We start from the raw sequence: 26,884 nt of genomic DNA, 5'->3' as shown, positions 1-26,884 counted from the left end.
CCAGCTTCGGCAACGACGCGGTGCGGCCGCATTGCGCTGGGTGCGGTACCTGAATAGCGAACTCGAGACGCGCGCAGAGGAGCGTCGCGTTGCGGAACGGAAGGTCTCGGCTCTGACTCCCGCGGTGGCGCCCAGCATCTCCGCACACCTGCGGGCGGCAGGGAGCCTTGCGGCGCATGCGCCAGCCTTCCGAGCCCTTAGCCGTTCGAAGTAGGGAGCGGGGTGCCTGAAAGGGTCGAACTGCGACAATCCCAGTCCATCGGCGGTTAGGGTTCGGATAGCGCGCGATCGTAACATCGCGTGGGTCTGCGTTCCTTGACATGCCATGGCTGACGAGCGCCGACCTTGTCTTCGCGTGGACCAATCCGCCGGTCAGCTTTATCCGGATTCCTTCTGCCACAATCGGGCCCCTTGCTCAGTCGTTCGGGTATGCGTGCTCAGGCATGACGGGCCAGATGATGTCAGAGACGTCCCACTCCTCGAGGCCCTTGCCCACGATGAGCAGGTCCCGGATCTCGAGGGGGTCATGCCGTCCGCGTAGCACTCGCCGAAGAGCGGCATGACGCGGATCATGGCGCGCCGAACGCGCCCACTCGGATCGTAGGACCAGTCGTTGTTCTCCATGATGTCCTTCCGTTTTGGGTGATCACCAGGAGTTCCCAGCGATCGACATGTTCGCGGCCGCAGGCCACGCCAGGGTGCTTCCAGATGTACGGGCCTGGATCAGTCCGGTCGTAGCGTTCACCTGGAACTGGAGTGCGGACGGCCCGGTGTAGGAGCCGCCAACCAGAAGGCCGACGGCCGGTCGCAGCCCTTCTGGGATGGTGCCGAGTGCGACGAACGAGCCCGATGCGATCGACCCTGACACGTCCGCGTTGAACGCGCCCCTGGACTGGATGATGCCGTTGCGTCGGCGCACCACCATCGAAGACGACCACCCGGTCGCGGGAGTGACTGCTTTCCAGTCGGTGTCTGGCTCATATGTCTGACCGACCTCGCGCCACGAAGTCCACGGCTCGCTCGAGAAGCGCGCACGCCAGAAGTGCCTCGCCCGGTTGCTCCCGCCGTACACCTCATACGTTTGGTACGTGAAGTTCGGTCCGGCGGCCTTCACGGTCAGGAAGCCGGCGAACGAGACTGGATACCCCACCCCGGTCGCTGCACCTGAGTTCGTGTCCTGATGGAAGATGCCAGCCGAGCGATAATCGTCGAGCTTGTGCTGGGTCGCCGGTAGTGGCGCTGGCACCTGGAATCCAGTCAAAGCATGGCGAAGGGCCTTGAGGTCTATGGCAAAGGCCGTGGCGAGCAGGAGGGCGCGGCTCGAGAGGCTCACGCGAGCGCTGCTTGGTAGATAGCAACGAGGTCGACCTCCGTGTCACCGACGGCCGCAGCGGACGCGGCACCGATGTTCGACCGGCCCTGGGCTTGCTGGGTGGTGTCGAACGCCTGCGCGGCATCCACGCGCACGCGCAGGGCGATCGCGCTCAGCACACCGTTCACGATGGCCTGGTCCGCGGCGAGCGCGTCGGCGAACTCCTTGAGCGTGTCGAGCGAGCCCGGTGCGCCGGCGACGAGCGCCGTGATGGCCATGTCGATGCTGGAGACGATCTTCGACGACGAGTAGGTGGTCTCGGTCGAGACGTTGGCGTCGTCGATCGAGTCGCCACCGCCGCCCCCGGAGAGCGCGAGAGCACGAGCCTCGTTGAGGGCTGCGACGAGGTTGCCCTTCGCCGTCGTGGTGAGGCCCGACAGGTCGGTCAGGTTGCCGTTGACGAGTGTGCGGAGGGCCTTGGCTTCGGTCGCGGAGCGGAGCGCGAGCTCCTCGAGGTTCGCCTGCAGAGTCATCAGAGGAGTCCGTTCTCGTAGATCAGCCGGAGCCGAATCATGTTGTCGTATGCGGGGTGGGGTCGTTGACGTGCTCGGTGAGGTTGCCGCCGACGAGGGACGCGAGCCATTCGGACTGGGTGCCGACGAACCCGTCGAGCAGGACCACCTGGTATGCGGACAGGCCGGCGGGTCCGGGCGGGGAGATGGCCTCGGTCACTTCGATGACGGCCTGGGCCTGCTCGTGCACCTCGATGACCGTGCGGGCGGGCTCGATGACCTCGATGACGGGGTGGCTCACGGTGCGGTCCGGGTGGCGTCGGGGGAGACGGTCACGGCGCCCATGACGAAGCGCACGACGGTCTCGCCGTTGATGAGCTCGAGGTCCCCCACGCCGGTCGGGAGCGCTTCACCGTCGGTGATGTTGCTCCGCGTGGGCGGCGGTCGCGCGGTCACCGACTCGGCGAGGTCTGCGATCGCGCTGAGGGTCTCAGAGCTGCACGTGAGGGCGGTGAACGGGGCGGGCTGGAAGCCGCCGTTGATGCACGCAGCCGGTCTCGCGGTTGCGCCTTTCGTCCGGAGCGGCGGGGTTGCCGAGGATGACGAGGGCGCCCAGAGTTTCGATCTGCGCACGGCGCCTGCCCATGTGGCGGATCCGGCCGATGTCGCCTTTGTCGGCGGCGCCGGTCTTGACGCGTCGGTCGATCCGGCCATCAGAGAGGGTCACCGCCAGGTGATCGGCGGTGGCCTTCGCAGGCCGGGAGCCCGCGGCTCGTGCGGACTTCCGTGTGCGTGTCACGTCAGAACCGCGGCTCGTCGGTGAACGAGGAGCCACCGGAGGCGGCCGAGCCTGCCGTGGCCCACGGCTCGTCCGCCGTCGCTAGCCAGCGCTGACGTGCGACGACGCACGCCGACCCTGGGAACTTGAACACGCAACTACGTATAGTTTCGGTCAAGGGCTTGCCAAGAGGCGGCGGACGAAATAGCCTGAACATCGTCGTCACGGGCACTGTCGCATCAAGAAGTGGTGGACCCGTCGCGTGACACCAACTGGCTGAAAGCGGTGTGTCATGAATGAGCCCAAAGCGCAGGCAGGCGGAATCCGGCTGACCGAAGAACCACGTTCCAGCGTCGTGGACATGTGGGGCGAGATCGATGGGGCACTGAGGCCCCAGGCGAGCCTCGCACTCGCGAGCGCTCTCGATCGTGACCTCCCGGTCATCATCGACACGTCGCGTGTGACGTTCATGGACTCCACAGGGATCGCGTTCCTCGTGCAGTTCTACACGATCGGCCGGGAGGAAGGACTCTCCGTCGCCCTCCGGAACCCGCCCCGCGTGGTGAGTGACGTCCTCTCGATGCTCGGCGTCGACGGCTTCCTCAGCGCACAGTCCTCGAACCTCGTCGCCAGCTAGGCAAGCCGGCTCGCAGAGCACGCAGAACCACGAACAGGCCACGCACACGTGCGTGGCCTGTTCGCGTCGTACCCGTGCTCCCTCAGCGGGCGGAGCAGCTCCGAGCGGGACTAGCGCGCGCTGGCCTGCGCCGCGAGCGCAGCCGCACCGACGATCCCTGCCGCGTTGCGCAGCTTCGCGGGGACGATCGGCGCACGGAGGTCGAGCCGGGGGAGGAACTCCTCGTGGTGCTTGCTCACGCCGCCGCCGACGACGATGAGGTCGGGGGAGAAGAGCATCTCGACGACGCTGAAGTACCGCTGCAGGCGCTTCGCCCACGCGCCCCAGCCGAGGTCCTCGCGCTGTCGCGCGCTGTCGGCAGCGCGCGACTCGGCGTCGTGCCCGTCGATCTCGAGGTGTCCCAGCTCGGTGTTCGGCAGGAGGTTCCCGTCGACGATGAGAGCGCTGCCGATGCCGGTCCCCAGGGTGACGACGAGGATGACACCGTCCTTGCCCTGGGCGGCGCCGTAGGTGGCCTCGCCGAAGCCAGCGGCATCGGCATCGTTGACCGCGACGACCGGGCGCCCCAGGGCCTCGGCGGCGAGCGCCTGGAGGTCCGTGCCCGCCCACGAGGCGTCGAGGTTGGCGATGCTCGGGACCACGCCGTGGTGGATCGGCGCCGGGAAGGCGATGCCGACCGGCGTGTCCTGAGGGAGGTCGAACGACTCGGCCAGCTCGCGCAGGACGGCGCTCACGGCGTCCGGGGTCGACTTCGACGGGGTGGGGATGCGGATGCGGTCGGCCGCGAAGGTTCCGGTCGTGAGGTCGACCGGTGCACCCTTGATCCCGCTCCCGCCGATGTCGATGCCGAACGCTGTCTGCGTCCGGTGGCCCGTCGGGTTGTTCTCAGGTGAGGTGTTCATGGCAGGGTCAAGATCTCCGCTCCGGTGTCAGTGACGACCAAGGTGTGCTCGAACTGGGCTGTGCGTCGCCGGTCGGCGGTGACGACGGTCCATCCGTCGTCCCACACCTCCCAGTCGTAGGTGCCGAGCGTGAGCATGGGCTCGATGGTGAAGACCATGCCGGGCTCGATGACGGTGGCGTAGCTCGGCGCGGCGTCGTAGTGCGGGATGATCAAGCCGGTGTGGAAGGCCTCTCCCACACCGTGCCCGGTGTAGTCCCGGACCGTGCCGTAGCCGAAGCGGTCCGCGTACTTCTCGATGACGCGGCCGATGACGTTGACCTCGCGGCCGGGCTTGACGGCCTTGATGGCCCGCGCGAGCGCCTCGCGCGTCCGCTCGACGAGCAGTGCGGACTCCTCGTCCAGGTCACCCACCCCGAAGGTGGCGTTGTTGTCGCCGTGGACACCGTCGATGTAGGCCGTGATGTCGACGTTGACGATGTCGCCGTCGGTGAGGACGGTGGAGTCGGGGATCCCGTGGCAGATGACCTCGTTGACCGACGTGCACAGGGACTTCGGGAACCCGCGGTACCCGAGCGTCGACGGGTACGCGCCGTGGTCGAGGAGGAACTCGTGCCCGATGCGGTCGAGCGCGTCCGTCGTCACACCGGGCTCGACGTGGCGTCCGACCTCGGCGAGCGCCTGCGCGGCGATACGGCTCGCGACGCGGATCCGCTCGAGCGTCGCAGGGGCTACGACGTCCGGACCGGAGTACGGTGACGGCCCCTGCTTCCCCACGTACTCGGGTCGCGGGATCGAGGGCGGCACTGTGAGGAGCGGGCTCACCGTCCCCGGGGTGACTGCTGGTCTGGGCGCGTGCACGGTGGGCATGTCTGGCAGTCTACGGAATGAACCCTCGCGCTGCGGCGAGGGTGCTCGTGCGGGCCAGGGCCCGAGGAAGAGGGACGGGATGAAGACCGAGTTCTACTTCAACACCAAGACGCGCCAGGTCGAGGAGGGCAAGCCGTCGTCGTGGACGAACCGGATGGGGCCGTACCCGACCCGGGAGGCCGCAGCACGCGCGCTCGAGAAGGCGGAGCGCCGCACCGAGGCGTGGGACGAGGAAGACCGCCAGGACCGCGCGCCGGGCGACCCGGAGTAGTCGTCCGGCGCGTCGTCTGGTCCGGGCTGGTCAGTGCTCGTACTGGTGCTCAGGACCGGGGAACGTGACCGACCGGACCTCGGTGATGTAGTCCTGCGCCGCTGCGGACAGCGCCGCGCCGACCTGGCCGAACTGCTTGGCGAACCGCGGGGACCAGTCCCCGATCCCCGCCATGTCGGTCCAGACGAGCACCTGCCCGTCGACCTCGGAGCCTGCCCCGATGCCGATCGTGGGGATCCGGAGGATCTCGGTGACCCGAGCGGCGAGCGGCGCGGGGACCATCTCGAGGACGACAGCCACGGCCCCGGCCTCCTGGAGGGCGAGGGCGTCGGCGCAGAGCCGCTCGGCGGCCTCGTCGCCGCGGCCCTGGATGCGCTTCCCGCCGAGCATGTTCTCGGACTGCGGTGTGAAGCCGAGGTGACCGAACACCGGGATCCCGGAACCTGTGAGCAGCTCGACGTGCGGAGCGATGCGCGCACCACCCTCGATCTTCACCGCGTGGACCTCCGCCTCCTTGAGCATGCGGACGGCACTCGCGTGGGCGTGCTGCGGCGACGCCTCGTACGAGCCGAACGGCAGGTCTGCGACGACCATCGCGTACTGTGCGGCGCGCGCCACGGAACGGGACGCCACGACGAGCTCGTCGAGGGTGACGGGGATGGTCGTCGCGTGGCCGAGGACGTTGTCGCCCATCGAGTCGCCGACGAGGATGAGGTCGATGCCGGCCTCGTCGAAGATCCGACCGGTGATCGAGTCGTACGCGGTGAGCATCGTGAGCTTGGTGCCCGCCGCCTTGTGCTCGGCGAGGTGGTGGACCCAGAACCGCTTGCGCGACGGGGGCGTGCTCGGCACGGCGTTCGGCGTGGTCGATGGTCCCGGCGTGCTCGGGAGTGCGTGCTCTGCCACGGGGATACCTCTCTGTATCGGTTCAGGGGATGGACGGCAACGGGCTTCAGGCGATCGGCTCGCGCCAGCGTGACGTGATGGGGAGGCGGCGGTCGCGCCCGAACGCGAGGGCGGTGACCTTCGGTCCGAGCGGGTACTGGCGACGTTTCCACTCGGCCCGGTCGACGAGGCTGACCACCTTGTCGACGACAGCGTCGTCGAAGCCGCGCGCGAGCAGCTCGGCGCGGCCCTCAGCGTGCTCGATGTAGGCGTCGAGGACCTCGTCGAGGAGGTCGTACGGGGGCAGGGAGTCCTGGTCGACCTGTCCGGGCCGGAGCTCCGCGGAGGGCGGCTTCGTGATCGAGCTCTCCGGGATGGGCGGGATCTCGCCCGCGTCGACCGAGACGGTGTTGCGCCAGCGGGCCAGCGCCCACACGAGGGACTTGTCGACGTCCTTGAGCGGGGCGTAGCCGCCGACGGCGTCGCCGTAGATCGTCGAGTACCCGACGGCCAGCTCGGACTTGTTGCCCGTCGCCAGCACGAGGTGTCCCTCGGCGTTCGACAGTCCCATGAGGATCATCCCGCGGACCCGCGCCTGAAGGTTCTCGGCGGCGACGCCCTCGAGGTGCAGCTCACCCTGGAAGGCGTCGACCATCGGTTCGATCGACTGGACCCGGTAGCTCGCGCCGATCCGGGCAGCGAGGTCGGCCGCGTCGTCCTTGGAGTGGCCGGACGAGTAGACGGACGGCATCGAGACGCCGTGGACGTTGCTCCCGCCGAGGGCGTCGGCCGAGATGGCAGCGACCAGCGCGGAGTCGATCCCGCCGGAGAGACCGAGCGTGACGGACGTGAACCCGTTCTTGCGTGCGTAGCCGGCGAGGCCTGTGACGAGTGCCCGGTAGACCTCCTCCTCGGTCTCCAGCGGGGCGGCGATCTCGCCGCGGTGGGGCGTGGCACCGTCCTCGGCCAGGTCCCAGACGAGCAGGTGCTCGACGAACTGCGGGGCGCTCGCGAGGAGCGTGCCGTCGGTGCCGACGACGAAGGACCCGCCGTCGAAGACGAGGTCGTCCTGGCCTCCGACCATGTTGACGTACACGACAGGTGCCCCGACCTCGCGTGCCCGTCGTGCAGCGAGCTCGGTCCGGACGTGTCCCTTGCCCTGCTCGAACGGTGAGCCGTTGAGCACGAGCAGCATCTCGACCTCGGCGTCGTCCATCTCGGATACCGGGCCGCCGTCCTGCCAGATGTCCTCGCAGACGACGATCCCGACCCGCCGCCCGCCGATGTCGACGACGCAGCTCTCCTGGCCTGCGGCGAAGATCCGGGCCTCGTCGAACACGCCGTAGTTGGGCAGGTGGTGCTTGTCGTACGACGCGACGACCTGACCGTGCTGGAGCATGACCGCGCGGTTCGTCGGACGCGGCTCGGGGTGGTCCGCGCTGGGACGCACGGCGCCGACCGTCCCGACGACGACGCCCACGTCACCGAGACCGAGCGCGTCGAGCCTGCCGGCGATCGTCTGGAGCGCAGCCTCGGCCGCCCGCTGGAACGACGCCCGGAGGGCGAGGTCCTCGATCGGGTAGCCGGTGACCGTCATCTCGGGGAAGACGACGACGTCGGCCCCCGCTGCGGCCGCCTTCTGCGTCCAGTCGATGACCGCCTGAGAGTTCGTGTCGATGTCCCCGACGCACGTGTCGATCTGCGCGAGGGCCACCCGGATGTCCGCCATGGGCACCAGCCTAGGGTCTTCTGCGGACCCCCTGGGTGCGCCGGGCACCATTGTGGGCGGACATCAGCGATGATGTACGCATGGACAGGCAGCAAGAATTCGTGCTCCGCACGGTCGAGGAGCGCGACATCCGCTTCATCCGTCTCTGGTTCACCGACGTCTTGGGCATGCTCAAGTCCGTGGCGATCGCCCCGGCGGAGCTCGAGTCGGCCTTCACGGAGGGCATCGGGTTCGACGGGAGCGCCATCGAGGGCCTCACACGGGTCTACGAGGCGGACATGGTCGCGCGCCCTGATCCGACGACGTTCCAGATCCTGCCGTGGCGCGGGGACACCCACGGGACCGCGAGGATGTTCTGCGACATCCTCACGCCGGACGGCGAACCGTCCCTCGCCGACTCCCGCAACGTGCTCAAGCGAGCGCTCGCGAAGGCGAGCGACCAGGGCTTCACGTTCTACACGCACCCCGAGGTCGAGTTCTACCTCTTCGAGCCCCCGACGCCCGACGGCCCCCTCATCCCGATCGACCACGGCGGCTACTTCGACCACGTCGCCCGGACGCAGGGCCACGACTTCCGTCGGGCCGCGATCACGATGCTCGAGTCGATGGGCATCTCCGTGGAGTTCTCCCACCACGAGGCCGGCCCCGGTCAGAACGAGATCGACCTGCGCTACGCCGACGCGCTCACGACCGCCGACAACCTCATGACCTTCCGCACCGTGGTCAAGGAGGTCGCGCTCGAGCAGGGCGTCTTCGCGTCGTTCATGCCCAAGCCGCTCGCGGACCAGCCCGGCTCCGGCATGCACACGCACCTGTCGCTCTTCGAGGGCGACCGCAACGCGTTCCACGAAGCCGGCGCGCAGTACGAGCTCTCGAAGACAGCCCGGCACTTCATCGCCGGTCTCCTCGTCCACGCGGCAGAGATCACCGCGGTGACCAACCAGTACGTGAACTCCTACAAGCGGCTCTGGGGCGGCGCCGAGGCGCCGAGCTACATCTGCTGGGGCCACAACAACAGGTCGGCTCTCGTGCGCGTCCCGATGTACAAGCCCGGCAAGGGCAACTCGAGCCGCGTCGAGTACCGCGCCCTCGACACGGCGACCAACCCGTACCTCTCCTTCGCGCTCATGCTCGCTGCCGGTCTCAAGGGCATCGAGGAGGAGTACGAGCTCCCGGACGCGACCGAGGACGACGTGTGGGAGCTCACCGAGTCCGAGCGCCGCGCCATGGGCATCAAGCCGCTGCCGCAGTCGCTCGACGACGCGATCGCGATCATGGAGACGTCCGAGCTCGTCGCCGAGACCCTCGGTGAGCACGTCTTCGACTTCGTCCTGCGGAACAAGCGCCAGGAGTGGGACGGCTACCGGGCCCAGGTCACGCCGTTCGAGCTGAAGCGCCTGCTCCAGGTCCTGTGACGGACCGGCGGGATGCCGTGACGGCGGCAGGGTCGTGAGCATGTCACGCACGACCACGCTGAGCGGGCGGCTGACCCGGCTCGGTTTCGCCGACGTCTCGCGCGCGGCGCAGCTGTGTGCCGACGACGAGCTCGTCGCCGTCGTGGGAGCCGTCACGCCCGAGTCCGAGCTGCTGGCCTGCCTGGGCGAGGCCGCGGACCCCGACCTCGCGCTGCTCGCGATGGTGCGCCTGTGCTCGACCCTGTGCGCCGACGGGACGGACGCGTCTGTGGCACGGACCGTCGCGCTGCGCCGGCTCTTCGCCGACGGCGATGGTCGTGACGACGCTCGGGGTGACGACCACCCTGACGCCCCAGGCCCGGACGACGCCACCGTGCGCCGCCGGCTCGTCGCCGTCCTCGGTGCCTCGTCCGCGCTCGGGGACGACCTCGTGCGCCACCCGGACCTCCTCGACGTCGTGGCCGACGTGCGCCCTGCTGTCGGCATCGACGTGCGCGCCGTCCGGGCCGAGCTCCTCGAGGCGGTCGGTGCCGACCCGCTCGCCGACGTCCCGGTCGCGTCCGGGCACGGACCGGCGGTGGTGGACGCGATGCGCAGGGCCTACCGGCGACGGCTGCTGCGCATCTCTGCGACCGATCTCGTCTCCCACGAGCCGCTCTCCATCCTCGGTGCCGTCGGGGCGGCCCTGGCCGACCTCGCGGCGGCGGCGCTCGAGGCCGCCCTCGCGATCGCCCGCGCCGAGCTGCCCGACCACGGCGAAGGTGTCCGCATCGCGGTCCTCGGCATGGGCAAGTGCGGCGGTCGCGAGCTCAACTACGTGAGCGACGTCGACGTCATCTACGTCGTCGAGCCCGTCGAGGGCTTCACCGAGGACTACGCGACGACCGTCGGCTCGCGACTGGCGACCTGTCTGACGCGCGCGTGCGGCGGTCCCTCCTCCGAGCCCGCGCTGTGGCCCGTCGATGCCGCCCTGCGACCGGAGGGCAAGAACGGCCCCCTCGTCCGGACGCTCTCGAGCCACGTCTCGTACTACGAGCGCTGGGCGAAGACGTGGGAGTTCCAGGCGCTCCTCAAGGCGCGCCTCGTCGCCGGGGATGCCGAGCTCGCGGAGGCGTACGTCGACGCCGTCCGACCGATGATCTGGTCCGCGGTGAGCCGGCCGAACTTCGTCGAGGACTCCCAGGCGATGCGCCGCCGTGTCGAGGACAACGTCCCGGCCGCAGAAGCAGACCGTCAGCTCAAGCTCGGCAAGGGTGGGCTGCGAGACGTCGAGTTCACCGTCCAGCTCCTCCAGCTCGTCCACGGGCGCTCCGACGAGTCGATCCGTAGCCCCAACACGCTCACGGCGCTCGCCGCGCTCGCGACCGCCGGCTACGTGGGCCGGGAGCACGCGGCGAAGCTCGCCGTCTGCTACCGCTTCCTCCGCACGCTCGAGCACCGGATCCAGCTGTACAACCTCCGCCGCACCCACCTCATGCCGACTGGGGAGGACGACCTGCGTCGCCTCGCCCGCTCGATCGGGATGCGGATCGACGGCGCCGAAGGACTGCTGGCGCGCTGGCGGACCGTGCGGCGTGACGTCCGCACGCTCCACGAGGAGCTCTTCTACCGCCCCCTCCTGCCGGCGACCGCGCAGCTCTCCGCGGAGGAAGCCAGCCTGGCTCCCGATGCTGCCCGCGCCCGACTGGCGGCGATCGGCTACCGCGACCCCGCCGGTGCGTTGCGGCACATCGCCGCTCTGACCGAGGGGGTGAGCAGGCGAGCGTCGATCCAGCGACAGCTCCTGCCGGTCATGCTCGGATGGTTCGCCAACGGATCGGACCCTGACGGGGGACTGCTTGCGTTCCGGCGGCTCTCGGAGGAGCTCGGCGGCACCCACTGGTACCTCAAGCTGCTCCGTGACTCAGGATCCGCGGCATTCCGCCTGGCCTACCTGCTCTCGACCTCGAAGTACGTCGCCGAGTCGCTCGGCCGGTCTCCCGAGTCGGTCACCTGGTTGGCCGAGGACGCCGACCTGACGCCGCGACCCGTGGAGAGGCTGCTGCGGGAGTCGGACGCCTTCCTCACCCGCGCGACGGCGTGGGAAGCGGCCATCACGCTGCTCCGCGCGATGCGGCGCCGCGAGCTCGCCCGGATCGCCTGCGCCGAGCTCCTCGGTGTGTGCGACTCGCCTGCAGCCGCTCTCGGCATCTCCGACGCGGCGGACGCCTGCCTCGTCGGAGCCGTCCGCATCGCGCACAGGGTCGTCTGCGACGAGCAGGGCCTGAGCACGCAGTCGCCGCCGGCGATCATGTCGATCATCGCGATGGGCCGGCTCGGCGGACGCGAGCTCGGCTACGGCTCGGACGCCGACGTCATGTTCGTCTACGAGGCCAACGGCGACACGTCTGCTGCTGCGGCGCTCGCCTACGCCCACGCCGTGGCGCTCAAGATTCGTTCCCTCCTCGGCGCGACGAACGAGGAGCCACCGCTCCAGGTCGACGCCGACCTGCGTCCCGAGGGCCGCAACGGACCACTCGTGCGATCGTTCGAGTCCTACGTCGAGTACTACGACAGGTGGTCCGCCGCGTGGGAGAGCCAGGCCCTCCTCCGAGCACGCCCGGTCGCAGGAGACGCCCGCCTCGGTGAACGCTTCATCGAGCTGATCGACCCGCTGCGCTACCCGGAGGGCGGTCTCGACGCCGCGACGGTCCGAGAGATCCGCCGGATCAAGGCACGCGTAGAGTCCGAGCGGCTCCCGCGCGGTGTCGATCCGGCACGTCACCTCAAGCTCGGCAGGGGAGCGATCAGCGACGTCGAGTGGACCGTCCAGCTGCTCCAGCTCCTGCACGGCCACGCGGTCCCCGCCCTCCGCACGACGGAGACCCTCGCAGGTCTCGCGGCGGCGGAGGCAGCGGGGCTCATCGCGACGGAGGACGCCCAGACGCTCACGGCCTCGTGGCAGATGGCGTCCAACCTCCGCGACGCCATCGTCCTGTACACCGGCCGCGTCGGAGGGGCGATGTCCGACGTCCTGCCGTCCGACTTCCTCGCCCTCGCGGGCATCGCCCGTGCGGTGCACTACCCACCCGGGAACGGGGCGCAGGTCGAGGAGGACTACCTGCGGACGGCCCGGCGCGCCCGCAAGGTCGTCGAGCGGGTCTTCTACGAGATCGAGGACTGATCACCGTCGGACGGCGGTGCGGGTTCCCCGTCCGTGGGACCGTCGGCCGGCGCCCGTGTGTCGTCGACCTCTGACCACCCGTCGGACTTCGCGGGATCGCGGAGCATGTGCGAGTCGATGAGCTCGTGCCGCCGCAGGTACGTCGACGCCACGGCCTGGACGGTCGCCGCGATCGGCAGCGCGAGGAACGCACCCAGCGCGCCGAACACCGCACCGAACGCGAGCACGACGACGAACGAGACAGCCGGGTTCATCTGGAGGGCGCGCGCAGACACCTTGGGCGCGAGCCAGAAGTTCTCGACCTGCTGGTAGAGGACGATGAACGCGACCACGAGGAGGGCCTTCTGCGGGCCGTCCGTCGTCAGCGCGAAGATGACGGGCAGTGCACCACCGATGTACGTGCCGATCGTGGGGACGAACTGCGAGACCACGCCGGTGAAGAGCGCCAGAGGGAGTGCGTACGGGATGTCGACGATGGTGAGGAAGACCCCGGTGAACACGCTGGCGACGACCGCGAGGATGATCCTCGAGTTGAGGTAGTCGGAGATCTTCAGCTGCGAGACCTCCCACAGGCGCAGGACCTCGGTCTGGTTGCGCGGGCTGAGCCACCCGCAGATGGACGCACGGAACTTCGGTCCCGCGGCCGCGAGGTAGTACGCGACGAGGAGGATCGTCGTGAAGGCGAAGACACCGCCGAGCACCGACGAGCCGATCGCGATCGCACGCGTGGCCACCTCCTCGCCCCACTCGTTGATGAGCTGCGACTGCAGCTCGCGCATCTCCGGGAGCTTGACGGCGAACTGGTCCTCGGTCCACCCTGCGACGCTCGCGTACGTGTCCGGGAGGGTGGTGATGAGCTGGGCGGCCTGTTCGGCGAAGAGCGTGCCGAAGAGGGTGAGCACCACACCGACGGCGGACAGGACGCCGAACATCACGGTCCCCGTCGCCGCACCGCGCTTCCAGCCGTGCCGGACGAGCCAGAGGATCATCGGCTCCATCGCGAGCGCGAAGAACAAGGCGATGACGAGATTGACGATGAGACCCGAGAGAGACCCGAGGGCCCGCCACGCGAAGATGCCGACGAACGCGGCCACGACGGCGAGCGCGAGGGCGCGGGGCAGCCATCGCGGTGGTTTGGCGGACGCCCGGGTGCCTGGCCTCGGTGCGGGTGCGGTGGTCACCACTGTGCTCCTTCTCGCCGGACAGGTCCGGGTCGTCTCGTGCGTCGATGCTCAGCAGCGAGAGGCGCCGCGAGCCATGGCGAAACCTACCGCAGCGCGACCCGTGTGCGACGCTCGTACGGTCACGCGTCCGTCCGTGGTGTCGGTCTCGTGGGACGGCGCCGACAGGGAGGAGACTCGTGGGGTGCCCCCGGTCGTACTCACACTCCCGTTCACCGGACGGTGGCTCGTGCAGAACAGTCCCGCGCGCCGGGTGCCGAGCCATGGCACGGACCTGTTCGGCGAGCGCTACGCGATCGACTTCGTGGCGGTGGACGCGCGTCGCAGGACTGCTCCGGTCCGTGACTGGCGCTCCGTCCTGTCCACCGAGCCGGCATCGAGGTTCTATGCCTTCGGCCGCCCGATCCTCGCGCCGGTCGGCGGTGTGGTCGTGGTGGCGCACGACGATGAGCCCGACCACGCTGGGCGCCGCTCGCAGCTCGCTCTCGTCCCCTATGCGCTGGGGCAGGTCTCTCGGGTGCGTGCAGGGTTGGGTGCGGTCGCCGGCAACCACGTGGTCATCGGGCTGGACGACCGGTCGGTGTACGTGGCACTCGTCCACCTCCGTGAGGGGTCGGTGCGCGTCCGTGCTGGGGAACGCGTCACGGTCGGTCAGCAGCTCGCCGAGTGCGGGAGCTCAGGAAACTCGACCCAGCCGCACCTGCACGTCCAAGCCATGGACGGCCCGGACGCGTCGGTCGCGCGCGGCGTGCCCGTCGAGTTTCGTCAGTATCGTCTCTGGCACCGCGACGGGACGCCCACGGAGATCGTCCAGGGCATCCCGGACGAGCGGGCAGTCGTCGAACCGTCGACAGCGAGCGGCCGTCGCCGTCACGGCTGACTCCCGCCTCGGTCAGCCGGGCAGCCAGCTGAGCAGCTGAGCAGTCGTCTCAGGTGCGCCGAAGAAGCTGGTGTGCAGCACGCCCGCCGAGTCGGGGAACGTGAACGCACGGTTCCCCGCGACGAGCGGGGCAGGAGCCGTGCTGCCCTGAGACACGCCGAGGGTCGGGACGACGAGGTCGTTCGCCGTGCCCCCGAACACCCGGTCGATGACGGCGTTGGCCACACCTCCCGCCACGAGGGACAAGAGCGCGCCGGTCGGACGGTAGTCAGCGGCGATCGCGTAGTAGTCCGCCGTCGGACGACGCCCGCGGTCGAGCCGCTCGATGAGGTCCCCGCGCGGGTCCATCGCCATGAGGCCCTCCAGACCGTGCAGCGCCGCGCTTCCGATGATCTTCACGATCGTGACGATCGCCTCGAGGATCTCGCTGACGACCTGCAGCGGTCCCGGCGGGGCAAGGTTGAGGATCGAGGTGTAGCGGTCGATGAACGCGATCATGTGGTCGGCGTCGGCCAGCGCCGTGCCGTGGTTCGGCGTCGCGACGAACACCGCCCGCCGCACGCTGAGACCAGGTGCCGCCCCACCGTCGAGCTCACCGGCGAGCACGCGCGACACCAACCCGCCGCGACTGTGGGACACGACGTCCACCTCGACGCTCATGCCGTCAGGCATGCGGGCCGCAAGCTCGGCGACATTCTCCTCCGGTGAGTGCGAGAGGGTGAAGTGGTCGAAGGCGAAGACGCGCCCGTGGTACCTCCGGTACAGCTCTGTCATGGTCTCGATCGGCAGGCTCCCGAAGCCGCCGTGCGACGTCGAGATCGTCCCGTGCACGAACAGCAGTGCTGGTCCGGTCCCCAGGTGCTCCCACTCCGGGCCCGTCAGTGGCCCGAGGCTCGGCACCCGGAAGCCCTCCGGCCGGAACGGGCGCAGGGTGTAGGGACGTTGCCGGGTCTCCCACGCACGGGCGAAGTGCTCCGTGACCGGCCCCAGCACGGCATCGGTGACCGGGTAGACCAGGACCTTGAGGAACGTCCTGCCCACCGCTCCGAAGAGCCCTCGCTCCGTCTCGTCCGTCTGGGGCTGCGGAGGCGCGGTCCACCGGACGACGAACCGCTTCACTCCGCCGGCGCCCCGGTCTCGGGGTGGCTCGATCTCCCGGGTCGAGGTCTCCGGGAAGCTCCAGGTCACGGCGCCTGCCCCGTCGACGGCGAGCACGACCTGGCCCACGTCGGCTCCGAGATCGGGTGTCTCGAGGACGAACGCGTCCTCTCCCGCCACGGTGCGCGTCTGCGCCGCAGACGGCGGCACCGGGACCTGGCGCACGGCGAGGTCGAGGTTCATCACCTCCCGCAGGCCGGCGGCCTCCATGGCGTGGTCGAACGCCGGGGTGATCAGCTCGGGTCCCCGGTCCAGCGCTCCGGGCGGTCGTCGTTCGCGCGCCGTGACGGTCCCGAGCAGTCCCGGGGCCACGATCCGGTAGCCGGGGGCCACGTCGACCGCGCCACCGGTGCCGTTCAGCTCAGCCATGGTCTCTCCGCTTCGTGGTCAACGGGCGTGTGCGAGCACGAGGTTCGGGTGTCCGTAGTAGATGTAGGCAAGGTGCGTCGGCTCCGGCTTCGTTGCTCCGGGATCGAACATCGCTCTGCGTCGTCGGAGGACCTCGGCGACCGGGGTCCGCTGGCGCAGCGCCGCGTCGTAGAACCCCAGCGCGGTGTCCTTGGCGATCTGGTCGTCGACGTTCCAGAGCGGGGCGACGAACCCGCGTGCCCCGGTCTTGAGGAAGGACGTGGCCAGGCCCCCGGCGTCGTCCAGCAGCTCGGTGGTCTGCCCCACCTGGCAGGCGTTGACGAAGACGAACGGCCGCAGCATCCGGCTGCCGGCGACGTACAGAGCGTCGAGACGGGCGTTGCCCTCGTTGAGGACGATCCCGTTGAAGCCCGGGTTCGGGTCGATCTGCCCGTGGCAGGCGAAGTGCACGAGATCCGGGTCGACCTGCATGCCGTCGCGCACGAGCACGCCGTTGAACAGAGGCTCGATCTCGCCCACCTCAGCGCTGAGCCGGACGGCACGGTAGAGCGCGGCGAGCTCGTTCCCCTCTTCGGTCGCCTTGGGCAGGGGCCGCACACCGTTGGTGGCGAGATAGTCGCCGATGACGAGGACCATCGTGCGGATGTCGTGGGACTCGGGCGGCGGCAGCGGCGGGTTGAGCACCCCGCCCGCTCCACGGGCCTGAGGTGCGTTCCACCGGCTGATGCAGGTCTGAGCCCCCAGGAAGGGCGGGACCGAGGAGTCCATCACGCCTGCGCCGACGTACTGGACCTCTGTGGACGAGAGCTCCCAGGGGATGTAGGCGTCCGTGCTGACCAGCAGCACGGACGGACGTCGGTCCTCCGTCGCGGTCCGGGACCACACCTCCGCCAGCACCCGCCACGCCTCGGGCGGGACCTCGTCGGCGATCGTGCGCGCCGCGCCGACGACGCGGGTGGCGACCGCCGTAGAGCCGATCGACTCGTGGATCAACCGGATCTGCTGCATCGCGAAGGTCTTGGCGTTGTGCTTCTGGAACCGGCTCCGAACCATCCCAGCCGGGAGGTGCACGCCGGCGTGCCGGGTCGTGAACTGCCACTCCAGCTGTGTGCCGTCGTCGTTCTCGCTGATGGTGATGACGAGGTCGGGCGGGCGATCGGACTCCGTCACGAGGACCGAGGTGCTCGGCATCTCACGGTGCACCACGGGGCTGGGCGCACCGTGGGGGCTCAGGGGGCTCGGCTCCGCGGTGACCACGACGGCACGCCAGGACCGTCCGCAGAGCACCCCGCCGTACGAGAAGTCCACCTGCAGGGTGGCTGGCTGAAGGGCGCCCTCGATGGGCTCAGCCGTGAGGGCGAAGGTGACCGCGTTGGCCGACAGGTTCGACCGGTCGACATGGAGGACGTCGCGGGTCCGCTGTGCGGTGAAGCCGCTGGCCACCACGGTGACGACGAGATCGAGCTCCGCCAGGTCCGTCTCGACGGAGACCATTCCACCGACCGTGCCCCGAACCTCCTGCGCGCTCAGCCCCACCGTCAGGTCGAGGGGCTCACCCACAGAGACCACCGCAGGGCAGTCGAGGCGCGGATGGGCGGTGAAGTGCATGGTCGGTTCCGGTTCCGGTTCCGGTTCCGGTCCCAGTTCCGGCGTCGGTGACACCCGCTCTGTGAGGTCAGGAACACGCGAGTCGCCCGCGGAGACACCGCCACCCCACACTGTCTGCTCGTCGCGTATCCACCCCTCGTTCACGTGGAGGCCTGGAACAGCGGGATGTGAAGGTCGGGCGGTCGGAGGGCTGATCGGCCGGACGTCGATGCCGGTCCCACGGTCGGACGTGGCGTTCTCGAGGATCAGCCCGACGGCCGAGTCGCCGTCGAGCACGATGGTGAGCCCGACGTCCGCCGTCGGCGGCGCATCGACCTGGGCTGTCGGACTGGCCATGCCCTCGTGCAGGTTCAGGACGTCAACGACCCGGCCGGCCCCCGAGACTCCAGCCATCTCTCGCAGGAAGCCAGCGCGGTAGGCGTAGAAGTACAGGTCGAGCCCCTCGCGCCGCCGGACGACGACGTACCCCGCGTCAGGGATCCCTGACGTCCGCTCCGCCGCGTCGGACATCGTCTGGTGCGCGTCGACGGTGATCGTGGTGACGAACACGGGCCCCACCCCCAGCACTGGAAGGCATGTCCCACTTTGAACCAAAAGCGAGGATCGGTCAAGGGGGCCGTCTTCAGGTGGCTACGAGATCTCAGATGTCGTAGTACAGCTCGAACTCGTGCGGGTGGGGCCGCAGGCGGATCGGGTCGATCTCGTGCGTGCGCTTGTAGTCGATCCACGTCTCGATGAGGTCAGGCGTGAAGACGTCGCCGACCGTGAGGAAGTCGTGGTCGGCCTCGAGAGCGTCGAGAGCCTCGCCGAGCGACGCGGGCACCTGCTGGATCGCAGCGTGCTCCTCGGGGGGGAGCTCGTAGAGGTCCTTGTCGACCGGCTCCGGCGGCTCGATGCGGTTCTTGATGCCGTCGATGCCGGCGAGCAGCTGCGCGGCGAACGCCAGGTACGGGTTGGCCGACGGGTCCGGCACGCGGAACTCGATGCGCTTCGCCTTGGGCGAGTTCCCTGTCACCGGGATGCGGATGCACGCGGAACGGTTGCGCGCCGAGTAGACGAGGTTGACGGGCGCCTCGTAGCCGGGGACGAGGCGGTGGTAGGAGTTCACCGACGGGTTCGTGAACGCGAGCAGCGCGGGGGCGTGCTTGAGGAGACCGCCGATGTACCAGCGAGCCATGTCGGAGAGACCGCCGTAGCCCTTCTCGTCGAAGAACAGCGGCACGCCGTCCTTCCAGAGGGACTGGTGCGAGTGCATGCCCGAGCCGTTGTCACCGAAGATCGGCTTCGGCATGAAGGTCGCGGACTTGCCGGCCTCCCAGGCGACGTTCTTGATGACGTACTTGAACTTCATCAGGTCGTCGGCCGAGTGCTGCAGCGTGTTGAAGCGGTAGTTGATCTCCTGCTGACCGGCGGTGCCCACCTCGTGGTGCGCGCGCTCGACGTCGAGCCCGACCTCGGTCAGGACGGCGCACATCTCGTCGCGCAGGTCCGCCATCTGGTCGTTGGGGGAGACGGGGAAGTACCCACCCTTGTAGCGGGTCTTGTAGCCGAGGTTGCCACCCTCCTCCACGCGACCGGTGTTCCAGGCCGCCTCCTGGGAGTCGATGTGGTAGAACGACTCGTTCTGGCTCGTCTTGAACCGGACGTCGTCGAAGATGTAGAACTCGGCCTCGGGAGCGAAGAAGGCGGTGTCGGCGATACCGGTGCTGCGGAGGTACGCCTCGGCCTTGGCCGCGACGTTGCGCGGGTCGCGGGAGTACGCCTCGTCGGTGAAGGGGTCGACGATCGAGAAGTTCACGATGAGCGTCTTGCGCTTGCGGAACGGGTCGATGTAGGCCGTCGTCACGTCGGGGATGAGCTTCATGTCCGACTCGTGGATGGCCTGGAAGCCACGGATCGACGAACCGTCGAACATCATCCCGTCGGTGAAGGCCGACTCCTCGAACTGTGCGATCGGGATGTTGAAGTGCTGCATGACGCCAGGCAGGTCGCAGAAACGGACGTCGACGAACTCGACGCCCTCGTTCTTCGTGAAGGCGATTGCCTCATCGGCTGTGGTGAACATCCATTGCTCCTTGGTCGATGTCGCCCTGCGTACCCGGGCAATTGAAAACTAGAGGGAGAGGGTTTCGCTCCCGTGTTGCAGATGTTTCGCACGTGTTACCAACGCGTCTTCTGCGTGACGGTCGTGTGACACGGTCGGCTCATCTGCCGTTCGACCCTACAGGTGGACCGTCGCTGATCGCACGTACGCTTGAGGGGTGGCATCACGAGAAGACTTCGGTTCCTGGCTCGACGGTTCACCATCGGGCGACGTCGGTGGTCGCGACGACCGGCTGGGCCTCCCCGCGACCGGTCCTGGGTCGTTCGCGCCCGTGACGCTCCGCCTCGCGGCGCTGGTCGTCGACTGGCTCCTGTGCATGCTCGTCGGCTACCTGCTCTTCGACGGGGCGCCGTTGGCGACCCTGGCGATCTTCGCGGTGGAGAACCTCGTGCTCGTGTCGACGGTCGGTTCGACGGTCGGACACCGGATCTTCGGTCTCCGCGTGCGGACCGAGGGGCGCGAGGCGCTGATGATCGGGTTCCTCCTCGGCGCGATCCGGACGGTCCTGCTCGTCCTCGTCGTCCCCGCTGCGATCTGGGACGCGGACGGACGAGGCATGCACGACAAGGCTGCACGGACGATCATCGTCCGCTCGCGGTAGGGCGGCTCTCGGAGGAACGACGACGGCACCGCTCGTCGTCGAGCGGTGCCGTCGTGTGAGGTGCAGAGCGGGGCGCTCAGCGTCCGCGCATGCCCTTGCGGTCCGGCCGTGCGCGGTTCGGGTCGACGCCCTTGGGGATGGGCATGCGCATCTTGCCCAGCGCCGTGAGCCGCTTGCCGACCTCGCCGACCTCCGCCTTCGTGAGCTTCGGCTTGAGCTTGCGTACGTGGCGCGCGAGCTTGGCGATGGGGACCTGCCCCTCGTCGGGGCCGCACTGGACGACGACGACCGGCACCCCCGAGAGGATGCGACCGAGCTTGCGCTGCTCGGCGTCGAGGAGCTTCTTCACGCGGTGCGGCGGTCCCTCGCTGACGAGCAGGACGCCCGCACGACCGAGTCCGCGGAACACGAGGTCCTGCGTCTTCGGCTCGACGGCGACGGGCTCGTCGTCGAAGGACCAGCCGCGGCGGATCGTGCCGAGCGCCGCTCGGGACGCGCCCGGCTGTCCCTCGATCTCGGCGTACTGGGCGCGCTCGGCCCGGCGCGCCAGGACGAACATCGCGGCGAGAAGAGCGAAGGGGATGCCGACGATGATGAGGTAGACGAGCTGCCCCCACCACAGACCCAGCAGCACGGCGACCGCCATGACGGCCGCAGCGGCGGCCAGCATCACCCAGGGGGCCTTGCGGTCCCGCGCGTAGGTCATCTTGTAGGCCTGGAAGATCTGGTGGTACCAGCGGGTCTTCTTCGGCTTCTTCTGCTTGGGGGCGCCCGGGGCGCCGGGAGCGACGCCCGTGGGGGTCGCGTCAGTGTTCTTGCGGGCCATGGTCCTCAGTCTACTGGGGCGGAACGCAGGGGAAGACGCCGGTCAGGGACCGGCCGGACAGCCGCGGCGTCAGCGGGGAGACCGCGCGAGGATGCTCGAGGCCTCCTGGCGCGACGACTTCGGCTCTGCGAGGTGAGCGAGGGCCGCAGGGATCTCGAGGCCACGGCTCGTCATGGCCTGGCCCCAGAGGCGTCCGGCACGGTACGACGACCGGACCAGCGGTCCGGACATGACACCGAGGAAGCCGATGCGCTCGGCTGCGTCGGAGAGGTAGACGAACTCCTCCGGCTTGACCCAGCGTGAGACAGGGTGGTGACGCACCGACGGTCGCAGGTACTGCGTGATCGTGATGAGGTCGCACCCGGCGTCGTGCATGTCCTGGAGGGTCTGCTCCGCCTCCTCGATGGTCTCGCCCATGCCGAGGATGATGTTCGACTTCGTGACGAAGCCGGCCTCGCGAGCCTGCGTGAGCACCGAGAGGGAACGGTCGTAGCGGAAGCCGGGCCGGATCTCCTTGAAGATGCGCGGCACGGTCTCGAGGTTGTGGGCGAGGACCTCGGGCCTGGAGGAGAACACCTCGGCGAGCAGCTCGGGGATCGCGTTGAAGTCGGGGATGAGGAGCTCGACGCCGGTGCCGGGGTTGAGCGCGTGGATCTGGCGCACCGTCTCGGCGTAGAGCCAGGCGCCGCCGTCGGCGAGGTCGTCGCGTGCGACGCCGGTGATGGTCGAGTACTTGAGCCCCATCGCCCGGACGGACTCGGCGACGCGACGGGGCTCGTCGGCGTCGAAGTCGTCCGGCTTGCCGGTGTCGATCTGGCAGAAGTCGCAGCGGCGCGTGCACTGGGAGCCGCCGATGAGGAACGTCGCCTCGCGGTCCTCCCAGCACTCGAAGATGTTGGGACAGCCCGCTTCTTCGCAGACCGTGTGCAGACCTTCCTTGCGGACCAGTCCCTTGAGCTCGGTGTACTCCGGCCCCATGGTTGCCCGGGTCTTGATCCACTCGGGCTTCTTCTCGATGGGGGTGGCGCTGTTGCGGGCCTCGACCCGCAGCATGCGTCGTCCTTCAGGTGCGATTGTCACGCGCAGTCTCCCAGTTTCGGTTCTGGTCAGCCTACGCCAGGGCGCCCGCGGTTTCTGTGCTCCCTGCGGTCCCGGGACGTGACGTCTGCGACAGCGCCGCCAGCTGTTCGTCGAGGTGGCGGGTCAGCAGCGGCTCTGCGTCGAGGACGCTGAACGGCCGACCGAGCTCGTCGCTCAGCGACGTGACGTCGGCGTCGGAGATCCCGCACGGCACGATGGCGCCGTAGGCCCCGAGGTCGGGGTCGCAGTTGAGCGCGAGGCCGTGCATGGTGACGCCGCGTGCGACACGGACGCCGATGGCGCAGACCTTGCGCTCGAGCCGGGTGCTCGTCGCCGGGAACCAGACCCCGCTGCGGCCGTCCACCCGGACGGTGACGAGGCCGAGGTCCGCGCAGAGGTCGATGACCGCCTGCTCGAGGACGCGGACGTACTCGACGACGTCGATCGGGTCGGTGAGCCGGACGATCGGGTACGCGACGAGCTGGCCGGGTCCGTGCCACGTGATCTTGCCGCCACGGTCCACGTCGACAACGGGGATGCCGTCGGCTGGTCGCTCCGCGATGCGGGTCCGTCGTCCCGCCGTGTAGACGGACGCGTGCTCGACGAGCAGGACCGTGTCGGGGCGTGCTCCGCTCACCACCTCGCCGTGGACCTCGCGCTGGAGCGCCCAGGTGGTCTCGTAGTCGGCGAGGGACGACCCGAGGTCGAGCGACAGGATCTCCATGGGTCCAGGCTAGCCCGTGGCCGATGGTGGCTCGGCGGCGGGTTCGGCGTCGGCTGCGTGGACCATGAGCAGCAGCAGCTCGCGCAGCCGGTCGACCTCCTCGGGGGCGAGCCCGCGCGTCGCGATCTCCTCCCCGGTCTGCATGTCTGCAGCCTCGAGGGCGACGGCGCGGCCGGCATCGGTGAGGTGGACCACGTGGCGACGGGCGTCCGTGCGGCTGGCAGTCCGGCTGACGTAGCCGTGCCGCTCGAGCCGCCCGACGACGCGGCTCATGGTCTGCTCCGTCACTCCGGAGGCGGTCGCCAGCTCCCGCTGGGAGTGGTCGGAGCGCAGGAGGGCGAGGAGCACGGGCAGGCTCGCGTGGTTGAGGTCCCACGCCTCGAGGTGAGCGTTCCACTGTCGCTCGAGGTGTCGGGCGACGTGGGAGAGGAGTCGTCCGGTCGCCCAGGATGCCGGATCGTCCTCCATCTGTCCTCCGTCTTGCGCCTCTTGAGAGCGTCGTCAACAATACTAAGCATGCTGAGTAAAAAGAGCGCCGGCGTCCTGCGCGGCTTGATCATAGTGGCGGTCCTCGCGATCTGGCTGGGCATCGGTGCGGTGGGCGGCCAGGCACAGGGGAAGCTGAGCTCCGTCCAGACCAACGACGCCGCGGCCTCCCTGCCCACGAGCGCGGAGTCCACCCAGGTCGGGGAGGTCTCCGGCGACTTCGTCGACACGGAGAGCCTGCCCGCTCTCGTCGTGCTCGAGACGCAGGACGGCGAGCCGCTCACTCCGCAGCAGATCGCCGCCGTCGACACGCTGGCGCAGGACATCCCCGGCCTCGCCGTCCCGGGTGCCGGGACCAACGACCCCCAGACGCTCGCCGACGTGCTCACCGCGCCACCGGTCGTGGTGCCGTCGGAGGACGGCCTCGCGCTCCTCGTGACCGTGCCCATCGACGCCGCGCTGGCCGGCGACTCGCTCGCCGACGGCGAGTCGCTCACCCCGACCGTCGTCGAAGTCGTCCGAGAGGCGCTCGTGGACCCCCTCGAGGACGCCGGCCTCGCCGCATGGGTCACCGGCCCGGCCGGGTTCGTCGCGGACCTCGTCGTCGCGTTCGGCGGGATCGACACCGTGCTCCTGCTCGTCGCCCTCGTCGCGGTGCTCCTCATCCTCGCCGTCGTCTACCGTTCGCCGATCCTCCCGTTCATCGTCATCCTCACGGCGGTGTTCGCGCTCTCCCTCGCGGGTCTCGTCGTCTTCTACCTTGCCGACGCCGGCACGCTCGTCCTCAACGGACAGGCCCAAGGCATCCTCTCGATCCTCGTCGTGGGAGCCGCCGTCGACTACTCGCTGCTCGTCGTCGCCCGCTACCGCGAAGAGCTCAAGCACGTCCAGAGCCCTGCGCACGCCATGCGCCGCTCGCTGCGCGCATGCTTCGAGCCGATCCTCGCCAGTGCGGGCACCGTCATCGCAGGGCTCCTCTGCCTCCTGCTCTCCGACCTCGCCTCGAACCGCAGCCTCGGTCCGGTCGCCGCCATCGGCATCGTCTCCGCGTTCCTCGCGGCGCTGACCTTCCTGCCTGCGCTGCTCCTCATGGGCGGCAAGCGGTCCCGCGGAGTCTTCTGGCCCATCAAGCCCGCATTCGTCGAGGGCTCGGCCGACGCGGCGGTGGACGCCTCCGCGACCGTCGCGACGACCGGCCTCTGGGCCCGGGTCGCCGCGTTCGTCGCCCGGCACGACCGCCGGGTGTGGGTCGTCACCGCGGTCGTCCTCGCCGCCGCTGCGGCCTTCGTCCCCACGCTCGACGCGAGCGGCACAGGTGAGGGAGACGTGTTCCTCACCCAGGTCGACTCCGTCGACGGTGAGGAGGTGCTCGTCGAGCACTTCCCCGGAGCGAGCGTGCAGCCCGCGATCGTCATCGCGCCCGAGACCGACGCCGACGCCGTGCTCGCAGCGGCGGAGGACGTCGACGGGGTGGAGAGCGCGTCGATCGTCACCGAGTCCAGCAGCGCGGGGCGCCCGGGCGCGGCCGACGCAGGACCGCCGGTCGTCGTCGACGGGGCGGTGCGGATCGACGTCGTCACCACCGACCCGGCAGACACGCAAGGAGCCGTCGCGACCGTCACCGACCTGCGCGAGGCCGTCCACGCCGCGTCGGACGACGCGATGGTCGGGGGCGCCGCCGCACAGCGGCTCGACACGCAGGCAGCCGGGACACGCGACCTCCAGGTCATCGTGCCCGTGGTGCTCGTCGTCGTCCTCCTCATCCTCATGCTCCTCCTGCGCTCCGTCCTCGCCGCGGTGCTCCTCATGGCGGCGAACGTGCTGTCGTTCGGGGCGGCGCTCGGGGTCTCGGCGATCCTGTTCAACCACGTCTTCGGGTTCCCCGGCGCTGACCCCACCGTGCCGCTGTACGCCTTCTGCTTCCTCGTGGCGCTGGGTGTCGACTACACGATCTTCCTCATGACCCGGGTACGCGAGGAGACGCTGCACCACGGCACGCGGCTCGGCGTCACGCGCGGCCTCACGGTCACGGGCTCGGTCATCACCTCGGCCGGGATCGTCCTGGCAGCCACGTTCGCGGCACTCGGCATCATCCCGCTGCTCTTCCTCGCCCAGCTCGCCTTCATCGTCAGCTTCGGGGTCCTGCTCGACACGATCGTCGTCAGGTCGCTCCTCGTGCCGGCACTCGTGCACGACCTCGGACCGGTCGTCTGGTGGCCGTCGAAGCTCGTCCGGGACGAGGGCGCACGGGCGGGCGACACCGATCGCCTGGAGGCCGCTACCGTGGGTGGATGACCCAGGAGCACCCGCAGGACCAGGCCACCCCCTCCACCGTCCAGACCCCCTCGGAGGGGGCAGGACTGAGGATCGGCCTCGTGGGCTACGGGGGAGCCGGCCGCGGCATCCATGCTCGACTCGCCCGCGACGCCGGCTGTCTCGTCACCGACGTCGTGGTCCGTTCACCCGAGCGGATCGTCCAGGCCGAGGCCGACTGGCCCGGGGTGCGCATCCACGAGGACGTCTCGTCCCTCGTCCGGTCGCAGGAGCACTACGACCTCATGGTCGTCGCGAGCCCGTCGACCCTCCACGAGGAGCACGTCACGCAGGCGCTCGAGGCCCGGGTCCCGGTGCTCGTCGACAAGCCCGCCGCGCTCACCGCAGGCGGAGCCCAGGCGCTCGTCGACCTCGCCCAGAGCACCGGCACCCCCTTCACCGTCTTCCAGAACCGACGGTGGGACCCCGAGCAGCTCACCCTGCGCAGCGTCATCGACTCGGGAGAGCTCGGCACAGTCCACCGCTTCGAGCGCCGGTGGGAGCGGTGGCGCCCGGTCCCGCAGAACCGCTGGAAAGAGCGTGACACCGTCGGCGGCGGTCTGCTGCTCGACCTCGGTGCGCACCTCGTCGACTCCGCCGCACAGCTGTTCGGTCCGGTCGCGTCGGTGTACGCCGAACTCAGGTCGCTGACGACCCCCGCCGAGGACGACGTCTTCCTCTCGCTGCACCACACCGCCCGACCGGGGGAACGGGGCGTCGTCAGCCACCTCTCGGCTGGGTCCGTCGTCGGCGCTCCAGGACCGCGCACCCGCGTCTTCGGGGACGGCGGCGCCTATGTCGTCACGACCTTCGAGGCGGACGCGTCACCGTTCGAGGAGATGGACGCACACGCTCCCGCTGGCTCGGAAGGGTGGATCGCGCGTGGACGCGAGCGCACCCCTGTGCCGCGTACCCCGGGAGGCCACGGCGACTTCTACCCAGCGGTCGAACGATGGGTGCGAGGGACAGGGCCCGTCCCCGTCGAGCCCGCTGACACGGTCCGCACCGCCCGGGTGCTCGACGCAGCACGACGCAGCGCAGCCACCGGTGAGCGCGTGCACCTCTGACGCTGTGGACAACG

General features: G+C 69.6%; 26 protein-coding genes. 8 read left to right on the top strand and 18 right to left on the bottom strand.

Annotated features, from left to right (window positions below):
• Positions 1-646 precede the first annotated feature (646 nt).
• The 6 genes from ABKW26_RS06940 to ABKW26_RS06915 all read right to left on the bottom strand — a co-directional run bounded on the left by ABKW26_RS06940 (position 647) and on the right by ABKW26_RS06915 (position 2,756).
• Positions 647-1,333: a pyocin knob domain-containing protein gene (locus tag ABKW26_RS06940; RefSeq protein WP_348592124.1), complete on the bottom strand. Its 687-nt coding sequence runs from the start codon at positions 1,331-1,333 to the stop codon at positions 647-649.
• The gene (locus ABKW26_RS06935; RefSeq protein WP_348592122.1) at positions 1,330-1,845 is read right to left on the bottom strand and encodes a hypothetical protein; all 516 of its coding nucleotides are present in this window, start codon (positions 1,843-1,845) and stop codon (positions 1,330-1,332) included. The genes ABKW26_RS06940 and ABKW26_RS06935 overlap by 4 nt, the downstream gene beginning before the upstream one ends.
• Positions 1,846-1,882: 37 nt before the next feature.
• Positions 1,883-2,125 carry a hypothetical protein gene (locus ABKW26_RS06930; protein WP_348592121.1) on the bottom strand — a complete coding sequence of 81 codons (243 nt, stop codon included), beginning with the start codon at positions 2,123-2,125 and terminating at the stop codon, positions 1,883-1,885.
• Positions 2,122-2,280 (bottom strand): hypothetical protein, encoded by a 159-nt coding sequence (locus tag ABKW26_RS06925; RefSeq protein ID WP_348592119.1) that lies wholly within the window; start codon positions 2,278-2,280, stop codon positions 2,122-2,124. Before ABKW26_RS06925 ends, ABKW26_RS06930 begins: the two co-directional genes overlap by 4 nt.
• A 34-nt stretch (positions 2,281-2,314) precedes the next feature.
• The gene (locus ABKW26_RS06920; protein ID WP_348592117.1) at positions 2,315-2,551 is read right to left on the bottom strand and encodes a hypothetical protein; all 237 of its coding nucleotides are present in this window, start codon (positions 2,549-2,551) and stop codon (positions 2,315-2,317) included.
• A gap of 73 nt (positions 2,552-2,624) precedes the next feature.
• Complete coding sequence (locus ABKW26_RS06915; RefSeq protein WP_348592115.1) at positions 2,625-2,756, bottom strand: hypothetical protein; 132 nt, start codon at positions 2,754-2,756, stop codon at positions 2,625-2,627.
• A 138-nt stretch (positions 2,757-2,894) separates the two neighbouring features.
• Between ABKW26_RS06915 and ABKW26_RS06910 the strand changes: the two genes are divergently transcribed.
• Complete coding sequence (locus ABKW26_RS06910; protein ID WP_348592113.1) at positions 2,895-3,239, top strand: STAS domain-containing protein; 345 nt, start codon at positions 2,895-2,897, stop codon at positions 3,237-3,239.
• Positions 3,240-3,349: 110 nt separating this feature from the next.
• Here the strand turns inward: ABKW26_RS06910 and ppgK are convergent, their stop codons facing one another.
• Both ppgK and map read right to left on the bottom strand, forming a co-directional pair.
• On the bottom strand, positions 3,350-4,141 hold the full coding sequence (gene ppgK, locus ABKW26_RS06905; protein WP_348592111.1) for a polyphosphate--glucose phosphotransferase: 792 nt from the start codon (positions 4,139-4,141) through the stop codon (positions 3,350-3,352).
• On the bottom strand, positions 4,138-5,010 hold the full coding sequence (map, locus tag ABKW26_RS06900; protein WP_348592109.1) for a type I methionyl aminopeptidase: 873 nt from the start codon (positions 5,008-5,010) through the stop codon (positions 4,138-4,140). Before map ends, ppgK begins: the two co-directional genes overlap by 4 nt.
• A gap of 79 nt (positions 5,011-5,089) precedes the next feature.
• Here map and ABKW26_RS06895 point away from each other — a divergent pair, with 79 nt between their 5' ends.
• Positions 5,090-5,281 carry an SPOR domain-containing protein gene (locus ABKW26_RS06895; RefSeq protein WP_348592107.1) on the top strand — a complete coding sequence of 64 codons (192 nt, stop codon included), beginning with the start codon at positions 5,090-5,092 and terminating at the stop codon, positions 5,279-5,281.
• Positions 5,282-5,311: 30 nt separating this feature from the next.
• On the opposite strand, the gene panB is transcribed toward ABKW26_RS06895, so the two are convergent.
• Together panB and ABKW26_RS06885 are read right to left on the bottom strand one after the other, a co-directional pair.
• Entirely contained in the window at positions 5,312-6,133 is an 822-nt protein-coding gene (panB, locus tag ABKW26_RS06890) for a 3-methyl-2-oxobutanoate hydroxymethyltransferase (protein ID WP_348592219.1), read from the bottom strand.
• Between the two features lie 100 nt (positions 6,134-6,233).
• Complete coding sequence (locus ABKW26_RS06885) at positions 6,234-7,895, bottom strand: NAD+ synthase (protein WP_348592105.1); 1,662 nt, start codon at positions 7,893-7,895, stop codon at positions 6,234-6,236.
• A gap of 80 nt (positions 7,896-7,975) precedes the next feature.
• Here ABKW26_RS06885 and ABKW26_RS06880 point away from each other — a divergent pair, with 80 nt between their 5' ends.
• The gene (locus tag ABKW26_RS06880) at positions 7,976-9,310 is read left to right on the top strand and encodes a glutamine synthetase family protein (RefSeq protein ID WP_348592103.1); all 1,335 of its coding nucleotides are present in this window, start codon (positions 7,976-7,978) and stop codon (positions 9,308-9,310) included.
• Between the two features lie 40 nt (positions 9,311-9,350).
• Positions 9,351-12,473 (top strand): bifunctional [glutamine synthetase] adenylyltransferase/[glutamine synthetase]-adenylyl-L-tyrosine phosphorylase, encoded by a 3,123-nt coding sequence (locus ABKW26_RS06875; protein WP_348592101.1) that lies wholly within the window; start codon positions 9,351-9,353, stop codon positions 12,471-12,473.
• Here ABKW26_RS06875 and ABKW26_RS06870 read toward each other — a convergent pair.
• A complete protein-coding gene (locus ABKW26_RS06870; RefSeq protein ID WP_348592099.1) occupies positions 12,455-13,654 on the bottom strand; it encodes an AI-2E family transporter in 1,200 nt (399 codons plus the stop codon). The two genes, ABKW26_RS06875 and ABKW26_RS06870, sit on opposite strands and share 19 nt — an antisense overlap.
• Before the next feature lie 184 nt (positions 13,655-13,838).
• On the opposite strand from ABKW26_RS06870, the gene ABKW26_RS06865 reads away from it, so the two are divergent.
• On the top strand, positions 13,839-14,534 hold the full coding sequence (locus tag ABKW26_RS06865) for a M23 family metallopeptidase (RefSeq protein WP_348592097.1): 696 nt from the start codon (positions 13,839-13,841) through the stop codon (positions 14,532-14,534).
• Between the two features lie 12 nt (positions 14,535-14,546).
• Here ABKW26_RS06865 and ABKW26_RS06860 read toward each other — a convergent pair whose 3' ends face one another.
• From ABKW26_RS06860 to glnA, 3 genes are all read right to left on the bottom strand, one after another.
• A complete protein-coding gene (locus ABKW26_RS06860) occupies positions 14,547-16,061 on the bottom strand; it encodes a hypothetical protein (protein ID WP_348592096.1) in 1,515 nt (504 codons plus the stop codon).
• 18 nt (positions 16,062-16,079) lie between these two features.
• A complete protein-coding gene (locus ABKW26_RS06855; RefSeq protein ID WP_348592095.1) occupies positions 16,080-18,218 on the bottom strand; it encodes a CHAT domain-containing protein in 2,139 nt (712 codons plus the stop codon).
• 91 nt (positions 18,219-18,309) lie between these two features.
• The gene (glnA, locus tag ABKW26_RS06850) at positions 18,310-19,734 is read right to left on the bottom strand and encodes a type I glutamate--ammonia ligase (protein ID WP_348592093.1); all 1,425 of its coding nucleotides are present in this window, start codon (positions 19,732-19,734) and stop codon (positions 18,310-18,312) included.
• Between the two features lie 196 nt (positions 19,735-19,930).
• Here glnA and ABKW26_RS06845 point away from each other — a divergent pair, with 196 nt between their 5' ends.
• Positions 19,931-20,374 (top strand): RDD family protein, encoded by a 444-nt coding sequence (locus ABKW26_RS06845; RefSeq protein ID WP_348592091.1) that lies wholly within the window; start codon positions 19,931-19,933, stop codon positions 20,372-20,374.
• A 76-nt stretch (positions 20,375-20,450) separates the two neighbouring features.
• On the opposite strand, the gene ABKW26_RS06840 is transcribed toward ABKW26_RS06845, so the two are convergent.
• From ABKW26_RS06840 to ABKW26_RS06825, 4 genes are all read right to left on the bottom strand, one after another.
• Positions 20,451-21,200 carry a DUF4191 domain-containing protein gene (locus ABKW26_RS06840; RefSeq protein WP_348592089.1) on the bottom strand — a complete coding sequence of 250 codons (750 nt, stop codon included), beginning with the start codon at positions 21,198-21,200 and terminating at the stop codon, positions 20,451-20,453.
• A gap of 69 nt (positions 21,201-21,269) precedes the next feature.
• The gene (gene lipA, locus ABKW26_RS06835) at positions 21,270-22,280 is read right to left on the bottom strand and encodes a lipoyl synthase (RefSeq protein ID WP_348592087.1); all 1,011 of its coding nucleotides are present in this window, start codon (positions 22,278-22,280) and stop codon (positions 21,270-21,272) included.
• 31 nt (positions 22,281-22,311) lie between these two features.
• The gene (gene lipB / locus ABKW26_RS06830; protein ID WP_348592085.1) at positions 22,312-23,004 is read right to left on the bottom strand and encodes a lipoyl(octanoyl) transferase LipB; all 693 of its coding nucleotides are present in this window, start codon (positions 23,002-23,004) and stop codon (positions 22,312-22,314) included.
• 9 nt (positions 23,005-23,013) lie between these two features.
• A complete protein-coding gene (locus tag ABKW26_RS06825; RefSeq protein ID WP_348592083.1) occupies positions 23,014-23,472 on the bottom strand; it encodes a MarR family transcriptional regulator in 459 nt (152 codons plus the stop codon).
• 48 nt (positions 23,473-23,520) lie between these two features.
• On the opposite strand from ABKW26_RS06825, the gene ABKW26_RS06820 reads away from it, so the two are divergent.
• Together ABKW26_RS06820 and ABKW26_RS06815 are read left to right on the top strand one after the other, a co-directional pair.
• Positions 23,521-25,785 carry an MMPL family transporter gene (locus tag ABKW26_RS06820; protein ID WP_348592081.1) on the top strand — a complete coding sequence of 755 codons (2,265 nt, stop codon included), beginning with the start codon at positions 23,521-23,523 and terminating at the stop codon, positions 25,783-25,785.
• Positions 25,782-26,870 carry a Gfo/Idh/MocA family oxidoreductase gene (locus ABKW26_RS06815; RefSeq protein ID WP_348592080.1) on the top strand — a complete coding sequence of 363 codons (1,089 nt, stop codon included), beginning with the start codon at positions 25,782-25,784 and terminating at the stop codon, positions 26,868-26,870. Before ABKW26_RS06820 ends, ABKW26_RS06815 begins: the two co-directional genes overlap by 4 nt.
• Positions 26,871-26,884: the final 14 nt, after the last annotated feature.

Source organism: Sanguibacter sp. 25GB23B1 (assembly GCF_040012415.1).
Taxonomy (GTDB): Bacteria; Actinomycetota; Actinomycetes; order Actinomycetales; family Cellulomonadaceae; genus Sanguibacter.
This window is presented reverse-complemented; position numbering and strand designations above follow the sequence as displayed.